Annotated in this window: 10 protein-coding genes; 3 read left to right on the top strand and 7 right to left on the bottom strand. The window is 54.4% G+C overall.

Going from position 1 to position 21,271, the window contains the following annotated elements; all coding sequences use genetic code 11:
* Positions 1-429 precede the first annotated feature (429 nt).
* From CGZ80_RS02075 to CGZ80_RS02050, 4 genes are all read right to left on the bottom strand, one after another.
* Entirely contained in the window at positions 430-879 is a 450-nt protein-coding gene (locus CGZ80_RS02075) for a hypothetical protein (RefSeq protein ID WP_094411109.1), read from the bottom strand.
* Between the two features lie 141 nt (positions 880-1,020).
* Complete coding sequence (locus CGZ80_RS02070; RefSeq protein ID WP_143543696.1) at positions 1,021-1,635, bottom strand: hypothetical protein; 615 nt, start codon at positions 1,633-1,635, stop codon at positions 1,021-1,023.
* A gap of 1,428 nt (positions 1,636-3,063) precedes the next feature.
* Positions 3,064-3,735: a metallophosphoesterase family protein gene (locus CGZ80_RS02055; protein ID WP_094411105.1), complete on the bottom strand. Its 672-nt coding sequence runs from the start codon at positions 3,733-3,735 to the stop codon at positions 3,064-3,066.
* A 131-nt stretch (positions 3,736-3,866) separates the two neighbouring features.
* Complete coding sequence (locus tag CGZ80_RS02050) at positions 3,867-4,358, bottom strand: hypothetical protein (RefSeq protein ID WP_094411104.1); 492 nt, start codon at positions 4,356-4,358, stop codon at positions 3,867-3,869.
* Between the two features lie 502 nt (positions 4,359-4,860).
* Between CGZ80_RS02050 and CGZ80_RS02040 the strand changes: the two genes are divergently transcribed.
* Positions 4,861-5,196 carry a hypothetical protein gene (locus CGZ80_RS02040; RefSeq protein WP_094411102.1) on the top strand — a complete coding sequence of 112 codons (336 nt, stop codon included), beginning with the start codon at positions 4,861-4,863 and terminating at the stop codon, positions 5,194-5,196.
* A gap of 713 nt (positions 5,197-5,909) precedes the next feature.
* Positions 5,910-6,899 (top strand): hypothetical protein, encoded by a 990-nt coding sequence (locus CGZ80_RS02030; RefSeq protein WP_143543695.1) that lies wholly within the window; start codon positions 5,910-5,912, stop codon positions 6,897-6,899.
* Between the two features lie 8 nt (positions 6,900-6,907).
* On the opposite strand, the gene CGZ80_RS02025 is transcribed toward CGZ80_RS02030, so the two are convergent.
* Positions 6,908-7,558, bottom strand: a complete 651-nt coding sequence (locus CGZ80_RS02025) for a PEP-CTERM sorting domain-containing protein (protein WP_094411099.1) — start codon at positions 7,556-7,558, stop codon at positions 6,908-6,910.
* A gap of 60 nt (positions 7,559-7,618) precedes the next feature.
* Positions 7,619-19,348 carry an SdrD B-like domain-containing protein gene (locus CGZ80_RS02020; RefSeq protein WP_158222512.1) on the bottom strand — a complete coding sequence of 3,910 codons (11,730 nt, stop codon included), beginning with the start codon at positions 19,346-19,348 and terminating at the stop codon, positions 7,619-7,621.
* Between the two features lie 553 nt (positions 19,349-19,901).
* Here CGZ80_RS02020 and CGZ80_RS02010 point away from each other — a divergent pair.
* Complete coding sequence (locus CGZ80_RS02010) at positions 19,902-20,354, top strand: TM2 domain-containing protein (RefSeq protein ID WP_198953606.1); 453 nt, start codon at positions 19,902-19,904, stop codon at positions 20,352-20,354.
* A 51-nt stretch (positions 20,355-20,405) separates the two neighbouring features.
* Here the strand turns inward: CGZ80_RS02010 and CGZ80_RS02005 are convergent, their stop codons facing one another.
* Positions 20,406-21,194 carry a MotA/TolQ/ExbB proton channel family protein gene (locus CGZ80_RS02005; RefSeq protein ID WP_094411096.1) on the bottom strand — a complete coding sequence of 263 codons (789 nt, stop codon included), beginning with the start codon at positions 21,192-21,194 and terminating at the stop codon, positions 20,406-20,408.
* Positions 21,195-21,271 lie beyond the last annotated feature (77 nt).

Here is a 21,271-nt window from a genome sequence, read left to right as displayed (position 1 = left end):
CATTTTTGCATCGTCAATTAACAAGCCCGACGCCATTGCCGCTGCCTCTGCCCATCACCGTGCGGTAAACAAGTACGTGCGATAAACAGGCAACTGCTGTCCCATGAATTCAGATGGGAGTCGTTCGAGCAACACAATCAAGCCGTGAAGTCAGTTGCGATCAATAGGAATCTGACGTCTTACGAAATCAAGTGGGCCGAGTTCTCGAGCAACTATCAAACCGTAACCTTAATTGCGGCGATTAGCTAACAGTTGCCACGTGATATCAGATGGGCTGAATTAAGCAGCGTTGCTGACAGGCGTCGGTTATTGCAGTCACAACCACCCGCGCGAACGGTAGGCATAACCGAGTTGCGGCGGTTGACGAACCACTTCAAAATCCTTGACTCCGCAACTTCGGTTCATGCCATGGTTCGTCGGTTTCGGGAACTATTCCAAACGAAAGTCTTCAATCGCATCTTCAAGCTGCGCTCGCACGTCGTCGTACCGCGCGCAGAATTCCACCTTTACTACATCCGCCTCACGGTCACGTCCCTCGGCTCTCAGTGCGGCAATCAATTCACCGCGAAATGAAATCCAATCACGTGGAGTACGAAATCCAATGTCGTCGAGCCGTGCAATTATTGTAGACAAATCCTTCGGGCCGAACCCATTCCCGATTCCGTAGTAATAAGCGGCGGTGAGAACTAACCGATCTCGCCACACAAGATACGCGACATCATTTCGATCGGATGTGTTTCTGACCACTTCGGCGTTGATCTTCTTGAGCAACACACTTAGACGAGAGATACCGGAATTGCCTTCGTCGCGAATGAACGACATGAGCGCGTCCTGCAATCGCTGCAAATCGGCATCCGTCTCAATTATCGGTTGATTCAAGGAGAATCTCCGTGATTGTTAATCGCCAAATACGTCCGACGAACGATTGCGATCACGTGGTCGACGCGAAAGACTCACCACTTCAATTAAGTCAACTCGGCGACTCACGTGCATCGCCTGGTTCCGCAAGTTCCGTTCTACTTAGGAGTCTGTGGACTCGAACTCCGGGAATTGATCTCGAAACTCCTTCGAAGCTCCCCCAAGCCAAACATATTTTCCATCGGAAACGACAATTCGCAGCGTTCCCATGTTCCAAATTGCAAACAGCACGATCCCGACGACAAATAATAGCACGCCGACGACGATAACGGGTATCATCTCTTGTCCAGCTGGGCGACGTCCGGCCGATTCGGCCATATTAATGATGGTCGCCATTAATCCACCTGCAGCAACAGGGGCTCCGATCAACGACACGATTGATCCAATCAGGAACATCTTTCGTCGCTTCTTGAGCCGCTCAATCAAGCCAACTCGAAATTCCATCCTTTTCTTTTTGGCTACCATTTCGCCAATCTGAAAAACTGCCCCGCCTGCTTTTCCAGCAGCCAAGGTTGCGACAGCCTTCCCAGTCTTACTGGTTGGCTCCTTCTTTAAATGTACCGGTAGCAAGTCGAGAACAACCTTGTAGTCAGCGTTGGATACTGATGCGTTTGACTTGATACACCTTGCAGGGAAGGACGTGCCTGCGATCGGCACTACCAGCATGTCACGGTCACGATATATCACAGTTGTGTTTTCAGACAAAGAAGCACTCACTTATGTAATGCGGAACGATTTCGATCACGTGGCCGCCGCGAACGACTGACCACTTCATCGAACACAATACGGCGGCTCACGTGCATCGGTTGGTTCGCGGTCTACCCACGACGACCGTTTGAAGCTCGCCGCTGGTGACAAGCTTACTCGATCGGCATTGCGGAGGGTAACGAGTGCCGAATTTGAAGTCGGCGCGTCAGGCGTCGGATTGCCTTCAATCGTGCTCGTGCTCAGCAACGCGGTGCTCGTAATCGCAATCGGTTGCCAGGCGTCGGATTGTCTTCCTCGGCCGAGTCGACCGCGCACCAATCAAACCGTGACATCAGTTGCGATCAATAGGAAACTGAGGTTTCGTGATTTCCGATGGGCGATATTCGAGCGCACCAATCAGCAGCATTGAAGACAGGCGTCGGTCTTTGCGGTCACAACTACACGCGCGAACGGCGACGTTCACCGAGGCACGGCGAACGAGCTTGTAGTAAATCGATTGACGTGGACTCCGTGCCTTCGCGTGCAACGAATAGTTCGCGGCGTCCCCACGACGACAGTCCGCAGTTCGCCGTTGCTGACAAGTTTACCCGATCGGCATTGCGAAGGGTAACGAGTTGCGAACTAGCAGTCGGAACGTCATGCGACGGATTGTCTTGAATCGTGCTCGTGCTCAGCAACGCGGTGCTCGTAGTCGCAATCGGTTGCCAGGCGTCGGTTTGTCTTTATCGGCCGAGTCGACCGCGCACCAATCAAACCGTGACATTAAATGCGATCACTAGGAAACAGAGGTTCCGTGAGATCTGATGGGCATGATTCCTGCACACCAATCAGCAGCATTGAAGACAGGCGTCGGTCATTGCTGTTACACCTACCCAGCGCGAACGTTATTGATAACGGGGTTGCGGCCAGATGAGCTGACCGCAGCCAAAAGTGGCACCGCAACTCCCGTTCATCAAATGGTTCGCGGTCTCCCCACGACGACAGTTTGCAGTTCGCCGCTTCCGACAAGTTTACCCGATCGGCATTGCGAAGGGTAACTGCAGCGAATTAGCAGTCGAAACGCCAGGCGTTGGATTGTCTTGAATCGTGCTCGTGCTCAGCAACGCGGTGCTCGTAGTTGCAATCGGCTGCCAGGCGTTGGATTGTCTTCATCGGCCAAGTCGAACGCGCACCAATCAAACCGTGACCTCAAGAGCGATCAATAGGAAACAGAGGCTCCGTGAAATCCGCTGGGCGACATTCGAACGCTCCATCCATGCCGTCGACGAGCTGTTAAACCACGAAGTTCGCGAAGCACACGAAGAAGAGATGGGCACGACCATGAGACATTGGTCAGAGCTGCCAGCGCGAACGGTCGCGATAACCGAGTCGCGGCGATTGATATTCAACTGTCAAAAACGCTAGCTCCGCGACTTCGGTTCATCGCTTGGTTCCCCGCTATTCCGGGCCTTCGTCGAGCCAGAAGCGTCGGGTCGAACCTGATTCATTAGATTGCCAGCAGATACCAGTGTCAACATCAAGACAGGTCAACCAGCCACGCCCGCATGCCCAAGTATCGATGCAGATCGCGTGTCCAACGGAAAGTGGGACACCATCGCGTTGGGGCGTGTGACCGCAAACCATCGTTAGACCAGATTCATGTGGCGTTGGTTGGCCGAAAGACTCCCAATAGAGCATGAAGTCGGGCTGCTCATCGATCGGAATCTCGGCGTACGCATTTGCGTGAACGAAGAAATGAGTTCTGGTCGAAAAATGCGACCGTAGTGAGTTTGTGAGAAATCGCCAGTGATCATCGGGGATGTCATCGAGTTGATCAGTGCAGTAAGAGGACAGGACAGCATCGCCACCGCACGCGAGCCATTCCTCGCGATGTCGATCGGATTCGCGTGCCGCGAGCATCATGAGCTCGTGATTACCGCGGAGCGGAATCAGTCCACCGGTCGAGTGTCGTTCGAGCAACCATTCGATCACGCGCTGTGAGTCAGGGCCACGGTCAACGTAGTCGCCAAGTGTGATGATTCGGTCGTCAGGTTCGAAGGCTGCGAAAGATGCCAGCGCGTCGAGCGAACGGTAGCAGCCATGAATGTCACCAATCGCTAGCGTTCGCACTGCGTTCGAGTCTCCAGTAGGTCTTCAGTCGGGGAACGGTAGCCGTCACCGAGGACGGACGAAAAACTAACCACTTCAAAAACCGCGACTCCCGTCCTTCGGTGCACGGCATTGTTACGTCGATTGCGGGATCATCGCCCAGACCGGTTGTGTAGATTGTACCAAACGCCGTGCGAAGGGAGCAAACAACGAACATCAAGCTTTCGGTTCGGATAGATCGAAATGTGATCCGTTATCCAGCCGATACTTAAATCGAGTTCGCGATACTCAGCAGGAAGTACCGAGCTAATTGGAATGTTGATGCGGTGCAGGGATGGAATTCGAAGCAATGAAAGCAACGTTTCTCGGCAAGTACCAAATGGAACGGTGACGACCTTTAGCGTTTCGGACTCAACAAGACGCCGGAGACCAGCATCAGCTAGTGTTGTGTGGGCAACGTCTAGGTATTCGAGTCGACGCAAGAGCCACCCGATACGCTGCATATCACTATCGGTAAACTTTGCGTTGGGTGAGAAGATGACAGAAAATGGAACGTAATCAGGTGGACCGTAGGTATCGATGGCCGCATCAGGATCGGACTTAAAAATGCGGTCTGCGAAAACCTTACCATACTGTGGAATCATCGGTCGGCGGATGTCTGACCGCCAGCTTCAGCGTACAAATAGGATTTGTGACGTAACGATATTAGTTAACGGTAACTCAGTGACGCATAATACCGGAATTTGGGTATTACGCCCTCACTCAGTGCGTCTTTTCCCTGGATATCGCTTAACTGGACCATTGGTGGGGTGGGTAGTGATTGCATGTTCAGCGTTCGCACGTTTTCACTCGGGGCGAATGCTAGCAGAGGATTGGGGGCTTGGACACGATTTTGGTGCGGCAAGCAGACTCGGTCGAACTCTCTGGAAATGCCTGCTTCCGGTTTGCTAGAACACGCCCCATGGTGGAAGAATTCAAAGTCAATCGAAGCAGTCGTCAATGTTTTGCCCAGCAACGCCCACTCCGCGAAGGCGAATGGTATTACTCCGTCGTCATCGCCAATGACAAAGGCTATCAAAGACGCGACTATTCGGCCGGAGCTGGGAAACGCCCCCTGAAGGCTCCGTCGGCTTTTGGAAATGCCAAATGCCGCTCAACGGTGAGCGAAAAATGGTGCTCGCCCCTCGCGAAGTCCTCATCGACTTGCTGCGGCAAATGGAATCGGACCCTGACCGAGCCAAGTTGCGTTTCTTGCTCGCATTGATGGTGCTTCGTCGTCGCTACGTCCGTGTGATCGATTCGCCGGGCACGGATGTGTCAGCTGACACCGAGGGGCTGAAGTTCATGCACCTTGAGGTGATCGATGACGGGACGACGATCGAAGTGCTGGAGTGCCGGATCGGGAAACAAGAGTCCGAGTCGCTCAGCGAGGCGTTGGTCGAATTGTTGTACTGTGAAGCAAGTGAGATGGAAGACGCTTGAAACGGCGGTGATTGTTGGCGGGCTGTCGGCTTTTTGTTGGGAAGGTTTTTGGGGGGGCAGGCGGGAGCCTGCGGTGCAGTGCGTGACAAGGCGGGAGCCTTGTCACGAGGACGCTACTTTCGGCGGAGCGAAAGGCGACAATGGTTTGGGTGATGTGGCTGGGAACGCGGTTGTGGTTGGGCCGGCGGGAGCCTGCGGTGCAGTGCGTGACAAGGCGGGAGCCTTGGCACGAGGTTTTGGTGGGGATGGCAATGGGCAAAGAGTGAAATTGACCTTCGGCCAATGGTGATTGTGGGCAGCCGTGGTCCTACGGCGTTGCCGTAGGCTACGGTGAGTGAGGCCTTCGGCCAAACGTTTGTGGAAAACGCAAGGGGCATGTCTGCGGCAGGCGGGAGCCTGCGGTGCAGGGCGTGACAAGGCGGGAGCCTTGTCACGTGGACGCTGCTTTCGGCGGAGCGAAAGGCGACAATGGTTTGTTGGGTGATTTGGCTGGGAAGGCGGGAGCGTGCGGTGCAGTGCGTGACGAGGCGGGAGCCTTGATACGAGAGCGCTACTTTCGGCGGAGTGAAAGGCGACGATGGTTTGCTGCCGGTGGATTCGATTTGCGTGCAATTTGATGTCGCGTTGCTAGGCAAATTATTGGTATTGCTTGGTCGGACGGCAGGTCTTCGTCGGACTTGGCACCATTTGCAGCTATCCACTCGAGAGAATCGATGTACGACCGCAACGCAAGGATGCGTTTCTTTCTCTTCTTGACCTGGATAGCGGTGTGCTTTGTCTCCGGCGGTGCGACTTGTTCGAGACATGAAGCAGTACTGACCTTACCCCCACCGCCTCCCGTATTGACGACTTCTCCAGTGGTTGGCGATATCGTTGCGGCGGTGAACCGTACCAGTGCGATCCGAGAGCTTTCGACAAACACCGCGAGCGTCGACGTCTTGTCGATGCCGGCACTGCCGAAACTTTCAGCGACTGTGAATCTACGCCGGGATCGAGATTTCCGAATGAGAGCCCGATTACCTGTCGTGATGGGATCGGGGTTGGACATTGGCAGCAACCAAGATCTGTTCTGGTTCGAAGTCCCCGAGAATTTCAGCCGCACGCTTTACTATGCTCGCCATGACCAATACCAAAGACAACTCAACCGTGCAATCTTGCCGGTCGACCCCACTTGGCTGATCGATTCGTTGGGCTTGGCCCAGATCAACCCGAATCAAATCGATCAACCCTTGCAATACACTGGCGACGGCAAGCTAGTCTTGCAAACCGCTGTACCGATGGCTGCTGGAACGTTTCGACGGATCTATATGATCGATGCGGCCGGTGGACACGTGATCGACCAATTCGTGTACTCGCCGGCGGGACAGCTGATCGCGGAAAGCCATGCGTCGAACCACGAGTTCTTTGCCGAGCACGGTTGTTCGCTTCCACATACAGTCCGGTTTAAATTGACACCTGCGGCAGGCGATCCGCTTGAAATGCAAGTCGATATCGGAATGTACGCGATCAATCAAATTTTGAGCGGGGATCCAAACCTGTTCGTGATTCCGCAGGGCGCGGCCAATGCGGTGGACTTGACCACGATCAGTCCCCTTGCGATGCCGCCGACGACGGCGGCACTCCAACCGGTCAACTATCAGCAAGAACTGACAGTTGGTTACCAGCCAGAACTGCCGAACTCACCTCAGTTTCGCGGCATGTAGTCGATCGACTATGACGCCTTACGACGCCGGCGTCGTGAGGCCGCGAATAGTCCCAGGGCTGATAGGCCCAACAAGGACGAAGGTTCAGGGATAGCAGTGACGGTGAATTGGGCCGATTCAAAGCTGACAGGTCCGGCAGGGAAAAACTCGTCATCAAAAAAGACGGTGCCAAGTTCCGTAGTGGGCGACAAACTTAGGGCCGCCGTTTCGCCAGCGTTTCCGACGACTTGAAAGGTCACCGTGCCCACAAGGATTTCGTGTGAAATTGCATTGTTGGCGATCTTGATACCGGAAATCGTTGACCCGCCTAAAACAGCAGAGAAGTCTCCATTGTTGATCTCCGTGGGAAGTGTATCGGTGAAGTCACTGTTGATCACGATGTCCGAATTGCTGGCGATATTCAAGACGTTCGCTTCTGGGGCGTCCGGCGCGTAGGTCAGAGTGACGGGGCCGAAGGACGTCAAACCAAGTGCGGAAGATGCAAATCGCAGCTCTTCTCCAAACGTCGCTGTCTCGCGAAAGATCACGCTCACGCTGATGGTAGAACCGGATTCAGCTTGATACGAAGACTGATCAAATCGGAAATCATAGATTAAGTCAGCTTGTGAATTGGACGCACCTAGAAGCAGCACGCCAACCAACGTTAAAGCGCGGAACATTTAAATTGCCTATCGGCTAGAAGGAGGGGAATCGAATGTGAATAACGTTGAAGGGTAGAACTAAAACAACAGTTTTTTTCCGTACTGGCCGCGGAAGTATAGGTAGTCCGTTCCGTTGACCGTACCGTCCTGATTGTAATCAAAGCGATCGTCAAAACCGGGTTGCCCTGAGGACTTTGCATAGGTCCCACGGAAGAATAGGAAGTCGGTTCCGTTGACCGATCGATCACCATTGACGTCACCGTAGAAACGGAAAAACTGGTCGCTTTCCTGATCGCCGAACACGAAGTCATCGCCGGCGAGCCCGTCACGGTTTGCGTCTAATCCGAAGCCGTCAACGGACACAATCTTTGCCGCGTCGACCCGCAATTCGAAGTTGCCATCGACAAGCGAGCCGTATTCGGCAAACGCTCCTTCAAATGCCAATACAAAGGTTCGGCTTGGGGTCCCAGAGGAAGGCGAAATGATCGTCCCGACCAAGCCTCCATTCGTGCCCCGTCGATGAACGGTGATCGCGCCGTCTTCTAAAATCACGTCGGTATCGAATTCGACGGTGACCGACTGGACTTGCGAGCGTTGACCGCTGCCGTCGTTAATCGTGACGTCGGCCTTGTCAATTTCGATCAGATTGTTGACGTCGACTTGAATGGCTTTTTCAAACGACAGACCGGCGGTGTCTGTCACGCGTACTCGAATTGAATAAGACGGCTTGAATTCATAGTCCAGTACGGTGTTTTGCCTGAATCGCAAACCATTGCCATCGATTAAGAAGTCTGTGTTGTCGGCGTCACCATTGCCACTGACCAGCTCAAACGTATGGGAGTCGTTTGGGTCTTGATCGAGTGCGGAAAGCGTCGCGAACAGCAGGTCGGCTGCAGAAGTATCCGTGTTTTCGTTGACCGAAACCTGTGACAACAAGATGTCACTGGGCGAGTGTTGCGGGGCCAGACCGAAATCGAGTCCCGATTTGATCGTCGGTAAGGAAAGCGAAACGGCATGATCACCAGACGAGGGAGCGGTCAATTGCCAACTGGGCGGAACGACGGTTCGTACGATCAAGCTGCCGGCACCGAGCGGCTGCCCAGGAGCTAGTTCGGTGAATTGATAAGTCCCGAGTTCGTTCCAAGGTGTCGCAGGATCATCATCCGCGGTGGTTTGCGTGGGTTCGTTCGTATTAAGCAGGCCATCGCCGTTGAGGTCCAAGTAAACCGTCTGTCCCGCCAGCCCCAATTCATTTGAATCCAAGTTGCCATTACGGTTGTCATCTTGCCAAACCGTTCCAGACAAGGTTGTTATCGGATCGATGCGTTGATCGACCAGTTGAAAATCGAGATTGGCAAATTCCGCGTCGGGGTAAACGCTGGCGGTATGGTAGGCCACGTCAGAAAGATCAGCGGCAAGTCCGTCGGTCTGGTACCCAATACCTAGGAAACGCAAGGTGAGACCGGTAAGCGTTTCTACCGAGATCGCGTTTTGATAAGAGCTATAGAACTCGCCGGCTGCAGATGCCAAGGCGACTCCACCGGATGGTACCGAGAGGCGTTCTTCGACAATTCCGGTTTCGGGATCAATGATGTAGCCGACACCGAATGCATTGCGGGTATACAAACGCGTGCCATCCAGCGTCGTGCTAAGGTTGCCGCTTGTGAATTGGACATCCTGGTTCAATGCATCGATATCGAGCGTTTGCACGACTGAGCCGCCTTCGACATCGATACGTGTGATGGTACCGAGCGAGCGATCAAGGACATAGAGATCGCCGCCGAGGACAGTCATGCCACCGTGATTCCCTTGCGGCAATTCGATGAACGCTTTTGTCGCTCCCGTTATGCGATCAAGCATCCAGACGCCTTCGCGAGTTGAATAGTACAAACCGTGATCATCCAGTGCCAAACCAGGGCTTGAAGTGTCTATCCCTGGTGCATCGAACGTTCGTAGAATCGATCCAGAATATGGGTCGTGTTGATGAATGACGGTCGGGCTGCCAGTCGGCTGCTCGATCGAAAACAATTCCACCCGGGGTTCTGACGCGATGACGCGATCAGGTGAAACGACGCGGATGCGATAGTCGCCGGGCAAGAGGCTATCAAACGAGTACCCGCCACCTGCATCAGTTTGTGTCCAAGCTTCGTCTGGGTCTTGCAGATCGTTGCCATTGGTGTCCAAGAATACCACGGCGTCGGCAACCGTTTCTCCCGTATCAACTATTCCGTCACCGTTGATATCGCGTCTGACCACACCAGCGATGATTCCATGCGTCGAACGATGAGCCTGATTGAGAACGGTTGGCGTCAATGCGCTGACCAACAGCGGCGTTCCGGTTTGCAGATAGCTGCCACCCGTTAGTCCATTCGAAAACAATGCATCACTGCTTTCGACGAAATCGAAATTTTCGTCCAGCATGAGACGCCCGCTTACAAACGACTGCGCCGTGACGGCATATTGGTTACCGATGATTGCAGCACTGTAGACCCAGCCATCGGTTACGGGGACATGCTTCACCGAAGTGATGCGAGCGGTCTTTGGGTCGATCACAAAAACGCGATCGTCGAAACGTGAGAAGACCACCAGCGACTTGCCGTCAATCGACTCGGTCATCGTCGTTGACAAGTCGAGAGGATTGCTTTGCGACGGATCTTCAAATGCGGTGATCATGCGAGCTCCATAGAGCTGCTGCGTAAACATGTCGAACCGCATCAATACGCCCGCCCCAGTTCCCAGCAGATAGGGAGTCTGGTCAATCACGGCCAAGCTGTACCCTCGAATCAATCCGCCATTGAAGTATTGTGGAAGCGGGGTTTCGCTGACCAAAGACCCGTCCAAAGCCACTTGCAGTAGCACGCGCCGTCCATTGTCGACAACCAGCAGACGATTGCCGATTTGCGTCACCGATTCCGCGCTGAGCACCTCCGTTTCCGTCACGACACTGTTGATCGTGGTCCCATATTCGCCCGGGAAAATACGAAGGAGCTCCAAAACGTATCCCGAATCGGTCGGTCCGTTGACGCGAGAAACGCCAACGATCGATTCAACAGCCGGAGCGATTGCGACCGGCACGGATCCTGGCGTGGGTTCCGTATCGATGATGTGAAATCCAAAGGGTACGTTTTCGATCGCATAGGCTCCTGTCGCGTCGCTGACCGCAAAAGGTTCGCCGGCATCACGATGCCCATTTCCGTTGTAGTCGGCAAAGACGGTGAGCCCTTCGAGAGGTGAATCTCCGGCATCGAAAGTTTGATTTTCATTGGCATCAAGAAATTGAATGCCTGTGACAGTTCTTGTTGACGGGGCGAGATTAAAGTCAACGTTTGTTTGGTCGATTTCGGCTTTCACCCGCAACGGAAATGTTGTTGCCTGGGTGCGAATCGCGGCGAGACCACCGAGTGATCCTTCACCAAACACCGGAAGCCGCCGGACGATCTCGCCGGACGCATTCCGCACGTCATAGACCACGAATTGATTGTTCTGAGAGAATCCGAATTCGAACCATTCACCTCCTGCGCCAGCCGCGCCGCTTCCCATGTTGATGTTCGCGAAGGTCGAACGGATTGAACCGTTAAAAGGATCGACTGCCAGCACATCACCGGAGCTGAGCCCGACGAGCAATTCATTCCCATTCGCCGATTCGGATAAAACACCGTCGATGTCGTAGTTGCCGGGGACGCCCTCGTTAATCACGCTGAGGTCCCAAATAGCGTCGATCCGTTGCCGCGCCAAATCAACAACCGCGATTGCGTCGGTCCCCGAGTGCGATACGAATGCTCGATTTCCAAGCACGGCTAAACCGTCATCAAATCCAATTGGCAGCGCTATCGAACGTTCGACCTGGCCGGTGGACTTGGAAAGGAAATCCAAGGTGTGGTTGCGAACGAGGAACAACCAGTTCATGTCTGCCGCCAATCCGACCCATTGATCCTGTGGATAGGGCGACGGAAACTCGTTCAGAATTTTGCCTGTCTTAGGATCGAGTTGCTGAATGACCGAATTCGCATCAGGCCGCCCGATGTAGGCGAACAATTCTGTCACGGGGTTCGTGTTGGCAGATACAACGGTGTTTTCGGGCGGCACGACGTTGACGACATACTCGCCCGGCAACACGTCGCCGAATGTGTAAGCTCCGGTCTGATCCGTGATCTGCGTCGGTTCACCTTGATCGAGCATCCCGTTTTGATTGAGGTCAAGGTAGACCTCGACGTCGGCTGCACCTGGGGCTCCGCCGACAAAGACTGTTCCAGAGACGTTCGACCGAGTCGAAACAACTGAAAAATCTTGTTGCGAACCAGCGTTCACCATCGCTTTGGCAACGCGATGCTCGCCGGCCGCAAGGCTGTACTGCCGATGGGGCACCGCGAATGATCGCAGCAACTGCGATTGATCATTGAACACGCTGACATTGAAGTTGGTGTCGGCGACGAAAAGCTCTTGGCCAAGGGTTGCTGCACCGATCTCCTCGAGTGCCCCCAATGGCTGGGGTGCTGGCGCGAAAGTAGCGATCGCTGTAACCGGATCAAGATCGAACCATTGGTCATCACTCGTTCCGATCAAAATGGATTGACCGTCGATCGATTCTGTCACTGCACTGACGGCATAGGGTGCCTCCGCCGCATGAGTCACTGGGTATTGGAGCGTGACTGGACGTTCGCCGATGAATTGGTTTGTTGCGACGTCGTATTCTGCGAGCGTCAACGATCCAAACACGCCACGACGGACCGTGAACACGGAGCCACCGATGAAGGCGGGGCCAAGGTCATCGACTGGGGAGTAGGCAGGACCGGAGATGGGAGGATGTTCGATCAGTTCCCCAAGATGCAAGCTGCTGATGAGTTGCCCATCAGTCGTCAATTGATAGATCATGTCGTCCGCGTTGTCGACCAATAACAGCCGGGTTCCGTCGAACGCCAAACTGATTTCACCGTTGCGGAGTGGGATGTCAGTCAAGACATGCTGCAATACGTCACCGTCTTGCGGATCAAATTCCCAGAATTCAGCCGAAAGTCCTGTGGGTGAGTTGGAGTCTTGATAGAGTTCGACACCGAACAAACGGCCTTCTGGGGTGTAAACATCGCTGGCCCGATAGCCGACCGGCGGTAACACGCTGACTTGATGGCTTCCGGGGCTGATGTCTTCGAACGTGTACGCGCCGTCAGTTCCAGTGACAACAGACGCTTCCCCGCTATCTGGCCATCCGTTTCCGTTGACATCGAGAAAGACAGTCGCGCCGGCAACTGTGGTTTCACCCGCTTCAATGACACCGTTGCTATTCGTATCGTTTCCAACAACACCGGAGATCGTTGCGGCGAGTGACAGATAGCCATGATCCAACAAAACATCCGTTGTCCCACTGATCGGTGTACCAAACTCGTCGAAGGTGGCGACAACAAATCCATCGATGTAGGGCGTATCAAGTTCACGAACCAGCGTTTGGTTTTGGTCAAAGACCCAAATGTCACCATTGCTTTCTTGGTTACGCAGGTAGACTTCGTCGTTAAATGTCGACGCAGACCAAAGCGTCTGAGCTGTGAATGGGTAATCAAAATCACCGATGATCTCGGCAGTGGTTGGGTCGAGAACCAGCACGCGGGATTGCTGGTTGACGAACATCCAAATGAAGTTGCCATCTGGAGATTCTGTGATGACTCCAGATGGTGGAACGGATGACAGCGTCGATTGCATGGAGGGTGCAATCGTTATCGGTCGCTCATTCGTCAATTCACCGGTGCGCGGATCGACGGTGCGAATTTTGAATTCATAGCCGGTGATCCAATAGACCGTGTCATTGATCACGGCAGGACCTTGGCTGTAGGGGATTCCCCCTGTGCTGAGCATGGGGACCGGGATTTCACGAACCAAGCCGCCTTGAGGTGTCAGCTGGATCAGGACTTTGCGAGTGTTATCGATCGTGTAGAGATAGCGTCCGTCGGTGGTAGTGCGATTCGGCCAAATCGATTCAATTTGGGTCTGAACGACGCCAATTGATTCTCCCGTGATCGGGTCGTATTGGTTCAACGCCAAGATGCGTCGATCGGGGTCGGCCGGGTCGCTGACATCATTGGACGCAATGACCAAATCAACGGACGATTCGACCGACGACGGTGTAAGCGACGAAGGCCAATCACGCCGAATCCAAAGATCGCCACGGGGAACGTTTTCCAAGACATAGCTGCCGTCGATCCCGCTGACCGCCGAAGGCTCCGCGCTGTCCGGCAATCCGTTTTCGTTCAAGTCCGCATAGACCAAGATTCCTGCAAGAGGCGACTCACCGGGATCAAGTATCCCGTTGCGATTCGAGTCGAGGAATTGCTGTCCCGAGACGGTACGAATCGCGATGTCGATCCCAAAATCGTTGCCGGTGGATTGCTGGTCCAGACTTAGATCCAATCGGTGAGACGTATCGATGTAAACCCCAGCCGCGGCAGATCCTGGGATACAGTCCAGCGTTTCGGATTGCAAAACATTGCCAGTTCCATCAAGCGTCGAAATGTAACTGGGCGCGTCATGGGTAATGTAAACCTCGCCGTTCACACCAGCCAGTCCTTGCTGGCGCCTGCTGGCCGGAGGGATAGGGAAATCGCTCTGAATCAGTCCCGTCTGTGGATCAATCACCAAGACGTTGTCCGAGGCGTTGCGGGCAATCAGGTTAGTACCGTCAGCAGATTCGCCCAGTGAATAAAACAGATCAAGTTCCGCCGAGCTGTAGCCGGAATTTGCGTTCAGATCATCAATTCGCATCGTCCGTTGGGGCGACAGCGTTTCGAGGTCATACGCATAGATCGTGTCGTCGATGGATGCCATCAGATACAACGTGTCGCCGATAACGGCAGCACCATCCGGTGGGGAATTGGAGGTGTAGAAACGCTTCTGTTCTACCGTTTCGAACGTCAACGGATCGATTTTGATGATCCCGGGAGATTGGCCGTTGTAGTATCCGGCGGCGTAGAGGAATTCGCCATCGAACGCTAACGCACTATCGGCGACGTAATCTTTTAGCGGTCCCGTCACGAAGTTATCGCGGAGTGCAATTCCCGTTGTCGGGTCGACCTGCTGAATTTGATTTGAACCGTGCATCACATAAACCTGCGTTTCTTCCACGCGTGGTGATGTGACCTCGGCTTCTTGGGCTAGAAGTATCCGAACGCGAGTTTGCCCTGGAAGAACGTCGAGAATTTCATAGCTGCCATCAGCCGCTGATGTGTCCGCAGGCTCACCGGGATCGAATTGTCCGTTGTTGTTCACATCAACATAGGCAGTCGCGCCGGCGAACGCCGTTTCACCTTGGTCTTGAATGCCGTTCCCGTTGGCGTCGGCATAGACCGTTCCTGAAATTTTCGTCAGGTTGATATGAGCCGCGAAATCAACCGCTGCTTGGGAATCAGGAACGGTTAGTTCGACAAGCTGTGACGATTGACTGGTGATCGCCCATCCGGGGCGATGTTCAACCGTGACGCGGTGGTAGCCGAGATCAAGCCGATCAAATTGATAGGCTCCCGTCGCCGCATCGGAGACGGTGTAGCGTTCCGCCGGATCGCGAACGCCATTGAGGTTTTCATCGAGGAAGACAATCCATCCTTCAAGTCCGTCATCGCCAACGTCACGAAGTCCGTCCCCGTTTTGATCCTCGAACACCGTCCCACTGAGTTGGGTTTGATTTGCGACAAGCCCGAGATTGAATACTTCTACTTGATCGATGGAGTCGTAGTAACGCGTTGTGACCGGATCGGTCGTGGGAAACCAACTGTCGTTTGGATCGAATCGAAAGACTGCGAATTCCGAATCTGGAGGAACGTTGTCGAATTGAAGCGATGCGATTTCGTAGGTTCCATCCGATGCCGAGAATGCGTTGGATTCGTAGCTGTCAAAGGCTTGGTTGAGGTTCGAATCACGATAAAGTCGCTGCCCTTCGATTCCGGGCTCACCTGTGTCTTGAACGCCGTTCTGGTTCAGGTCTTCGAACACGACGCCGCGAACCGCAGTGTTATTTTTTTGGGCAGGCACATCGACAACAAGCGGCCCGTCACCATAGCCAAGTTCCACCGTCACGGGAAAATCGGGAGAGCTGACGTAGGTTGACCAGTTGTCTTCCACCACCAGACCATACGTGCCTAGCGGAACATCGTTGAAAGTGAAAACCCCGCTTTGATCGCCCGGCAGCTCTGGATTGTCGGCCAACACGCGTTGCCGCGGTTCGCTTAAATCGCGATTCCCATCGCCATCAATATCCAGGAAGATGTCAGCCAAGATGGCGGGCGGTTCGCCAACATCACGGACACCGTTGTCATTGAGATCGTCAAAGATCACGCCCGTGATGGTTCGAACAGGGTTGCGTACAACAGTGACGACGGTTGAGTCGGTGAAACTGCCGTTATCGAGGCCCGAACCGCCAAGCGACACCTCGTTCCCGCCGACAATGCTGTCGTCATCATCCAAAACCAGTTGTAAGGTCCCGTCACCCTGGCCGGCATCGACGGTCACCGTGAAGGTATCACTTAGTCCGTCTGGCGTGATCGACACGATCGAAGCGCCAGTCACACCGCCGGAAAGCAAACTGAAGTCACTCGAATCCACTCCAATAACGGGCGTATCAAACGTCAATTGATACTCAAGCGATCCATTTCCCAACGGACCTTCGCCGAGGAATAAGTCGCTCGTTGACAGACCTATTACAGATGGCGCCTCATCGTCCAGGACAGCTACTGAATCTTTGGCGCTGATGAAACCTTGTTCCAAATTGATTCGCGCGACGCGGAAGTCATCGCCCCAGCCAGACAACACCACAAGGTTTTCATTGGCATCGAGTTCTGAATCGAATGCCCGTCGGGCCGAATAGACGCTGGCTTGATAGTCAAGCGATCCGTCGCCGGTAAAGCTTTGGTCGAGCGATCCATCACCGTTGTGGCGTGTAACAATGATCGAATTTTCTGTTCCGCCGGCGTAGCCCGACGACACGATCTTGCCGCTTTCAGTGATATGGAACGACGTCAGTGTGTGGCTGAACGAATCGAAATGAAAGGTACTGACGAGACCATTGAGTCCGAATGTTGAATCAAGTGCACCGTCTGGCATCACCCTTGCCAAACCGAACTTCGTCAGAGTTCCTGCGACGGTCCCGCCGAGCACGATTCGATTTTCATGATCGATTTCGATTGAATCGAGATAGAAGTCATCAGCGAAATCGATGGTTGCGACACCGGACTCGCCGAATGACTCGTCGATCACGCCTTCCGAATTGGTTTTGACGAGGGTGGTGACCCCGCTTATCGATCCGGCAATTAGCAAGTCACCGTTTGGCAAAGATTTGATCGACGTCCCCGTAGAACTGATCGAGTCAAACGTACGGATTCCTGATGGGCCAAAACTTGTGTCTGGCAGACCATCGGCCGTCACACGCAGTACCTTCAAACGGACGGTGCCGCTGATTCGGAGTGAAGCAAGGATACTGCCATCGTTTGAGAAAGCTAAATCAGACACGCCGACGCCGTTGACGCCAGAAACGTTCGCAATGCCGTCGTTTCCGAAACTACTGTCTGGTGTGCCATCGGCATTGAAGCGGACGACGTATGCCCTCAAGGTTCCGGATCCGAACTTCCCACCGACAACAATCTTGCCATCGGGTTGAATCAAGACTGCGGTCGGCACTGGATAGGAGTTCGACATGGCAATCGATGCCAGGCCGCCGGTGCCGAATGACGGATCGGGAGAACCATCCGGCAGCATTCTCGACACGCTGAATTGGTTGAGCGTGCGATCTTCAGCAACGGCGACGATCTTGCCGTCCTCCTGGACCGCGATCGCAGCGGTGGGCGGTTGGACTCGCATTCCAAGTCCAGTCGCCGCAAATCCGTCGTCACCAAAGAATCGGTCCAGGCCGCCGGAGGACTCCGTTAACGTGGACGCCGTGACCGTGACCGTTTGTGTACCATCGAACAGCGAATCGTCAATCACATCGATCGGAACCGAGATCGATTGTTGTCCGGCTGGTATCGACACGGATGCAGGAACTTGCAGTTCGCTAGTGTCGCTGCTGGAAAGCAGGACATCGACGACCTCTCCGGTTTGCAAGTCATGCGAAACGACAACATTGGTCGCCGCTGGGCCAGCCGACTCGGAAAGCGAATCAGTCTCGATTGTCGCCGTCAAAGCAAACGTTTGGAACGTTGCCTCGTAACTCGGTGATCCCCACCCCGGGCCGACACCGACGCCGGTGAAAGGGTTGCCGATCGCATCGACAATCGTATTGTCATCGTTGATGAAAAGCTGCAACGTTCCGGTGCCACCCAAAACGGTCCCCGTGACGAAGTACTCATTGCCTGAACCGCTGACCGCATCAATGCGTGCTGACAGATCGCCGCGCGTTGAAAGCAGAAAGTCACTGACATCAACGCCGGTAACTTGCGAATCGAACACAACCTGAAAAGCAAACGTTCCCGAATCGATCGGCGCATCGCCGACCAACGAACTCGAATCAAGCGTCGGAAAACGCGTATCCACCGTATACGCAGGGTGACCGATCGAGTCGGCTGCCAGTTGATGTCCGGCAAGGTCCGTCAGCGTTTGGCCAGCCAACAAACTGACTGTGACGGTTCCCTCGTAATTGAGAACCGAAAGCCACACACGTTTCTCGCTAGGTGAAATCGACTCAATCGATTGCACGAAAGGGTTCGGCATTGACGACGCAACGATCGCGATGTCGGCTGTCGAGAAGTTGTTGATCGGCGCGCTAAAGGTGACCAGGAACGGTACCAGATCCGAGTTTGTCGGCGAGACTTGTTCGGGTTGCACGCTGACCACTGTCGGGGCAGTTCGATCGATTTGCCAGACACTACCGCCGGCGTCCATCGTCTCGGGGACGTTGCCAGCCAAATCGGTCACGTTGGACAACGGGTTCACGAAGCGAAGGTACAACAACCCGTCGCCGGTGCCAGTGTCCAACGTCAGCGTGTAATCCGCGCCGCTGCCATCGACTTGAGTCACCGACATTCCCGCGATGGTGCTTTCGGGGCCCGTGGTAAATAGTTCAAAGTTTTCTGCTTGAACGCCAACCATCGGTTCAGCAAATGACACCTGATACTGGACCGTCTGTGCGCTGCTGTAACCGCTTCCAATCACCGTCGCGGTCAATGGTGTCGCGATGCTGCGATCGATCGTAACGACGCCGGATGACTGGGCTGAGCTTACCGCATTGCCAGCCAGGTCCGTGATGGTTGCCGTCGGTGCAGCCGACAACATGATTGTTCCGTTACCGACGCCGGTATTGACCGACACGGTGAAGTGATCAGCACTGCCAGTAATCGAGCTGATCGATGCCCCACTGAGTCCTGTGGTGGTCAGCTCAAAATCATCAGCGGCTACCCCGACAACGGCCTCGCTAAATTGCACAACAAAATCGATCGAATTCTGATTCGTCAGACTGGGCGATTGTTCTTGAATTGCCACGATCGTTGGAACAACATTGTCGACCGTGTACGTTTCACCCGATAGGAACGAACCGTCGCGGTTCCCCGACGTCCCTGAACCTCCTAACGGTTTATTGCCATCGAGAATCGAATCGTCGTCGATCAAGTTCAGCTTCAACGTGCCCTCACCGACGCCTGTGTTCAAAGTCACGACATAGCTCGAACCGCTACCAGTCAAGGACGCAAACGATGGATCGGTCAGCCCAGTGGATTCGATTTGAAAGTCGCCAGGGTCACCCGTTGAAGGCAGGTTCACACCGGTGACCGATGCGTCAAAGTTGACTTCGAACGCAACTTGATTGGTGGTATTCGGGTTGGCATCGATCGCAAGAATGGACACGACATCCGGTCCCGGGCCGGCGAGCAAGTGTCGTGGTTCGAGACTCTCAAATCGGCGTTTGAATCGACCCGTCTTAGCCGCTTGAAGCTGGTTCGAAAAACGCTGCCGCTTTGTTTTTCGCAGTGAACAACGACTGTGCCTGTATCCCATCTTTCTCACACCGCCTTTGATACGCCTGTTAAGCACCCAATAGGGTGTGCAGACTACCCTAGACGAGGATACAGATGGGCTACTCCGCACATGTTCAGTGGTGATATCCGCTAAAAAGTTCTGCGCCCGTAAGCAATCACGCCGGACGGTGGCGGGATATCGCCATCCAGGGTCCAAGATCTGCGTTCAAGAAGCGAAGCGGTCGTCGGTTGGGTCGCTACGGAGCTGTGGGAGTGACTCGTTTCTGGTTGCGTAAAAAGTCGACGCATTCGCCACGAGATCACCAAGATCGGAACGGTAATTGCGAACCAAAAGTAGTGACGCAGCAAGACTGCCAAAGCACACGCCGTTAACCAATGCAAGTTGTTCGGCGGATTTGATGGACGAAAGGAGGATCACTGCAATGCAAACTTATCCAGACGCATACCGCGCTTCGCCAACCGAGATGGCATCGGTGTCACCACCGACGCACTTGGACGTTGCCGCGTATCTGTATTGGATCCTCGGTATCTTTGGAGCCCACCGGTTTTACTTGGGCAAACCAATCTCCGGTACGATCTATTTTTTCACAGGCGGCTTATTATTGATCGGTTGGATCGTCGACTTGTTCTTGATTCCTGCGATGGTGCACGAGGCAAAACAAAGGTACCGACCCGGCTGGATTGACTACACACTCGCCTGGGTGTTGTTTACCTTCCTGGGCGTCTTTGGCGTCCACCGCATCTATATGGGCAAGGTGTTTAGCGGGGTGTTGTACTTGTTGACCGGTGGCCTGCTTGGCATCGGTGTCGTGTACGACTTGCTGACCTTGAACAGTCAAATTGACGAGCTTAACCGTTCTGGAAACTCGTATTGATAAGTACGGGGGACGCCGTGATGCGTTGTGATTCGCCGTGATGCGTGGCGCTCACTGACCGCTGGGCTTCATCGGTTTTGGCGGGGCGACCTGTTTTGTCGGTCGCCGTTTAATGGGCGCGAGCGCGTGCTGCGATTGAAAAGCGACGTCCGCGATCAGACTGTCGACTCGATTGCGGGCAATCGCATAGGCGGCCAGCGATGGAATGGCAACGACAAGTCCGCCAACCGTTGTAACGAGTGCCTGGTAGATGCCTTCGGCAAGGTCGCCCGCACCGGCTGCACCGCGCGTTGTTGCCACTTGCTGGAATGCGAAGATCATCCCGGTAACGGTTCCCAGTAGTCCGACCATTGGGGCGATGTTCCCAATGACGGAAAGATACTCAATTCGCCGCATCATTCGCGAAGACTGTTCGGCGAGGGCATCTTCGACAGACTTTTCAACTTGCAACCAACCGAAGTCCATCTCGGCTAGACCGCTCAGCAGAACGACACTGAGCACACTGGGCTCTCTGCGGCACGCCGCGTCGGCTTCGGCAAGCCGCGAGGTCAACAGTGCTTGACGGACGGTTTCGCTCAATCCATCGGGAAGGACTTCACCGCGGCGCAGCGTCATGACTTGATCAAACACGAGGTAGGATGCAAAAAAGCTAAGCCCGAGCAGCACGATCAGGATCAAAGCCCCGGTAATTCCGCCGCTCAAGAGAATGTCCGACCAGCCGGCGGGTTCGGCATCAGCACCGTGACCTTGCCACGCCAAAAACGTCGCCGGAAGCGCGGTCCATGTGGAAACGAAATTGGTGTGGAAGTAATTGATGGTTGCGTTGCAGAATTGGATCATCGTCGGTTCGTCAGAACGGGAGGTCGACGGATTGGCAGCCTGTTGATGTTCGCAGTCTATCGCAGGATGCCGATCGG

The organism is Rhodopirellula sp. MGV (assembly GCF_002251265.1).
Classification (GTDB): Bacteria; Planctomycetota; Planctomycetia; order Pirellulales; family Pirellulaceae; genus Stieleria; species Stieleria baltica_A.
The sequence above is the reverse complement of the archived record's forward strand: the minus strand, read 5'-3'. Positions and strand labels throughout refer to the sequence as shown.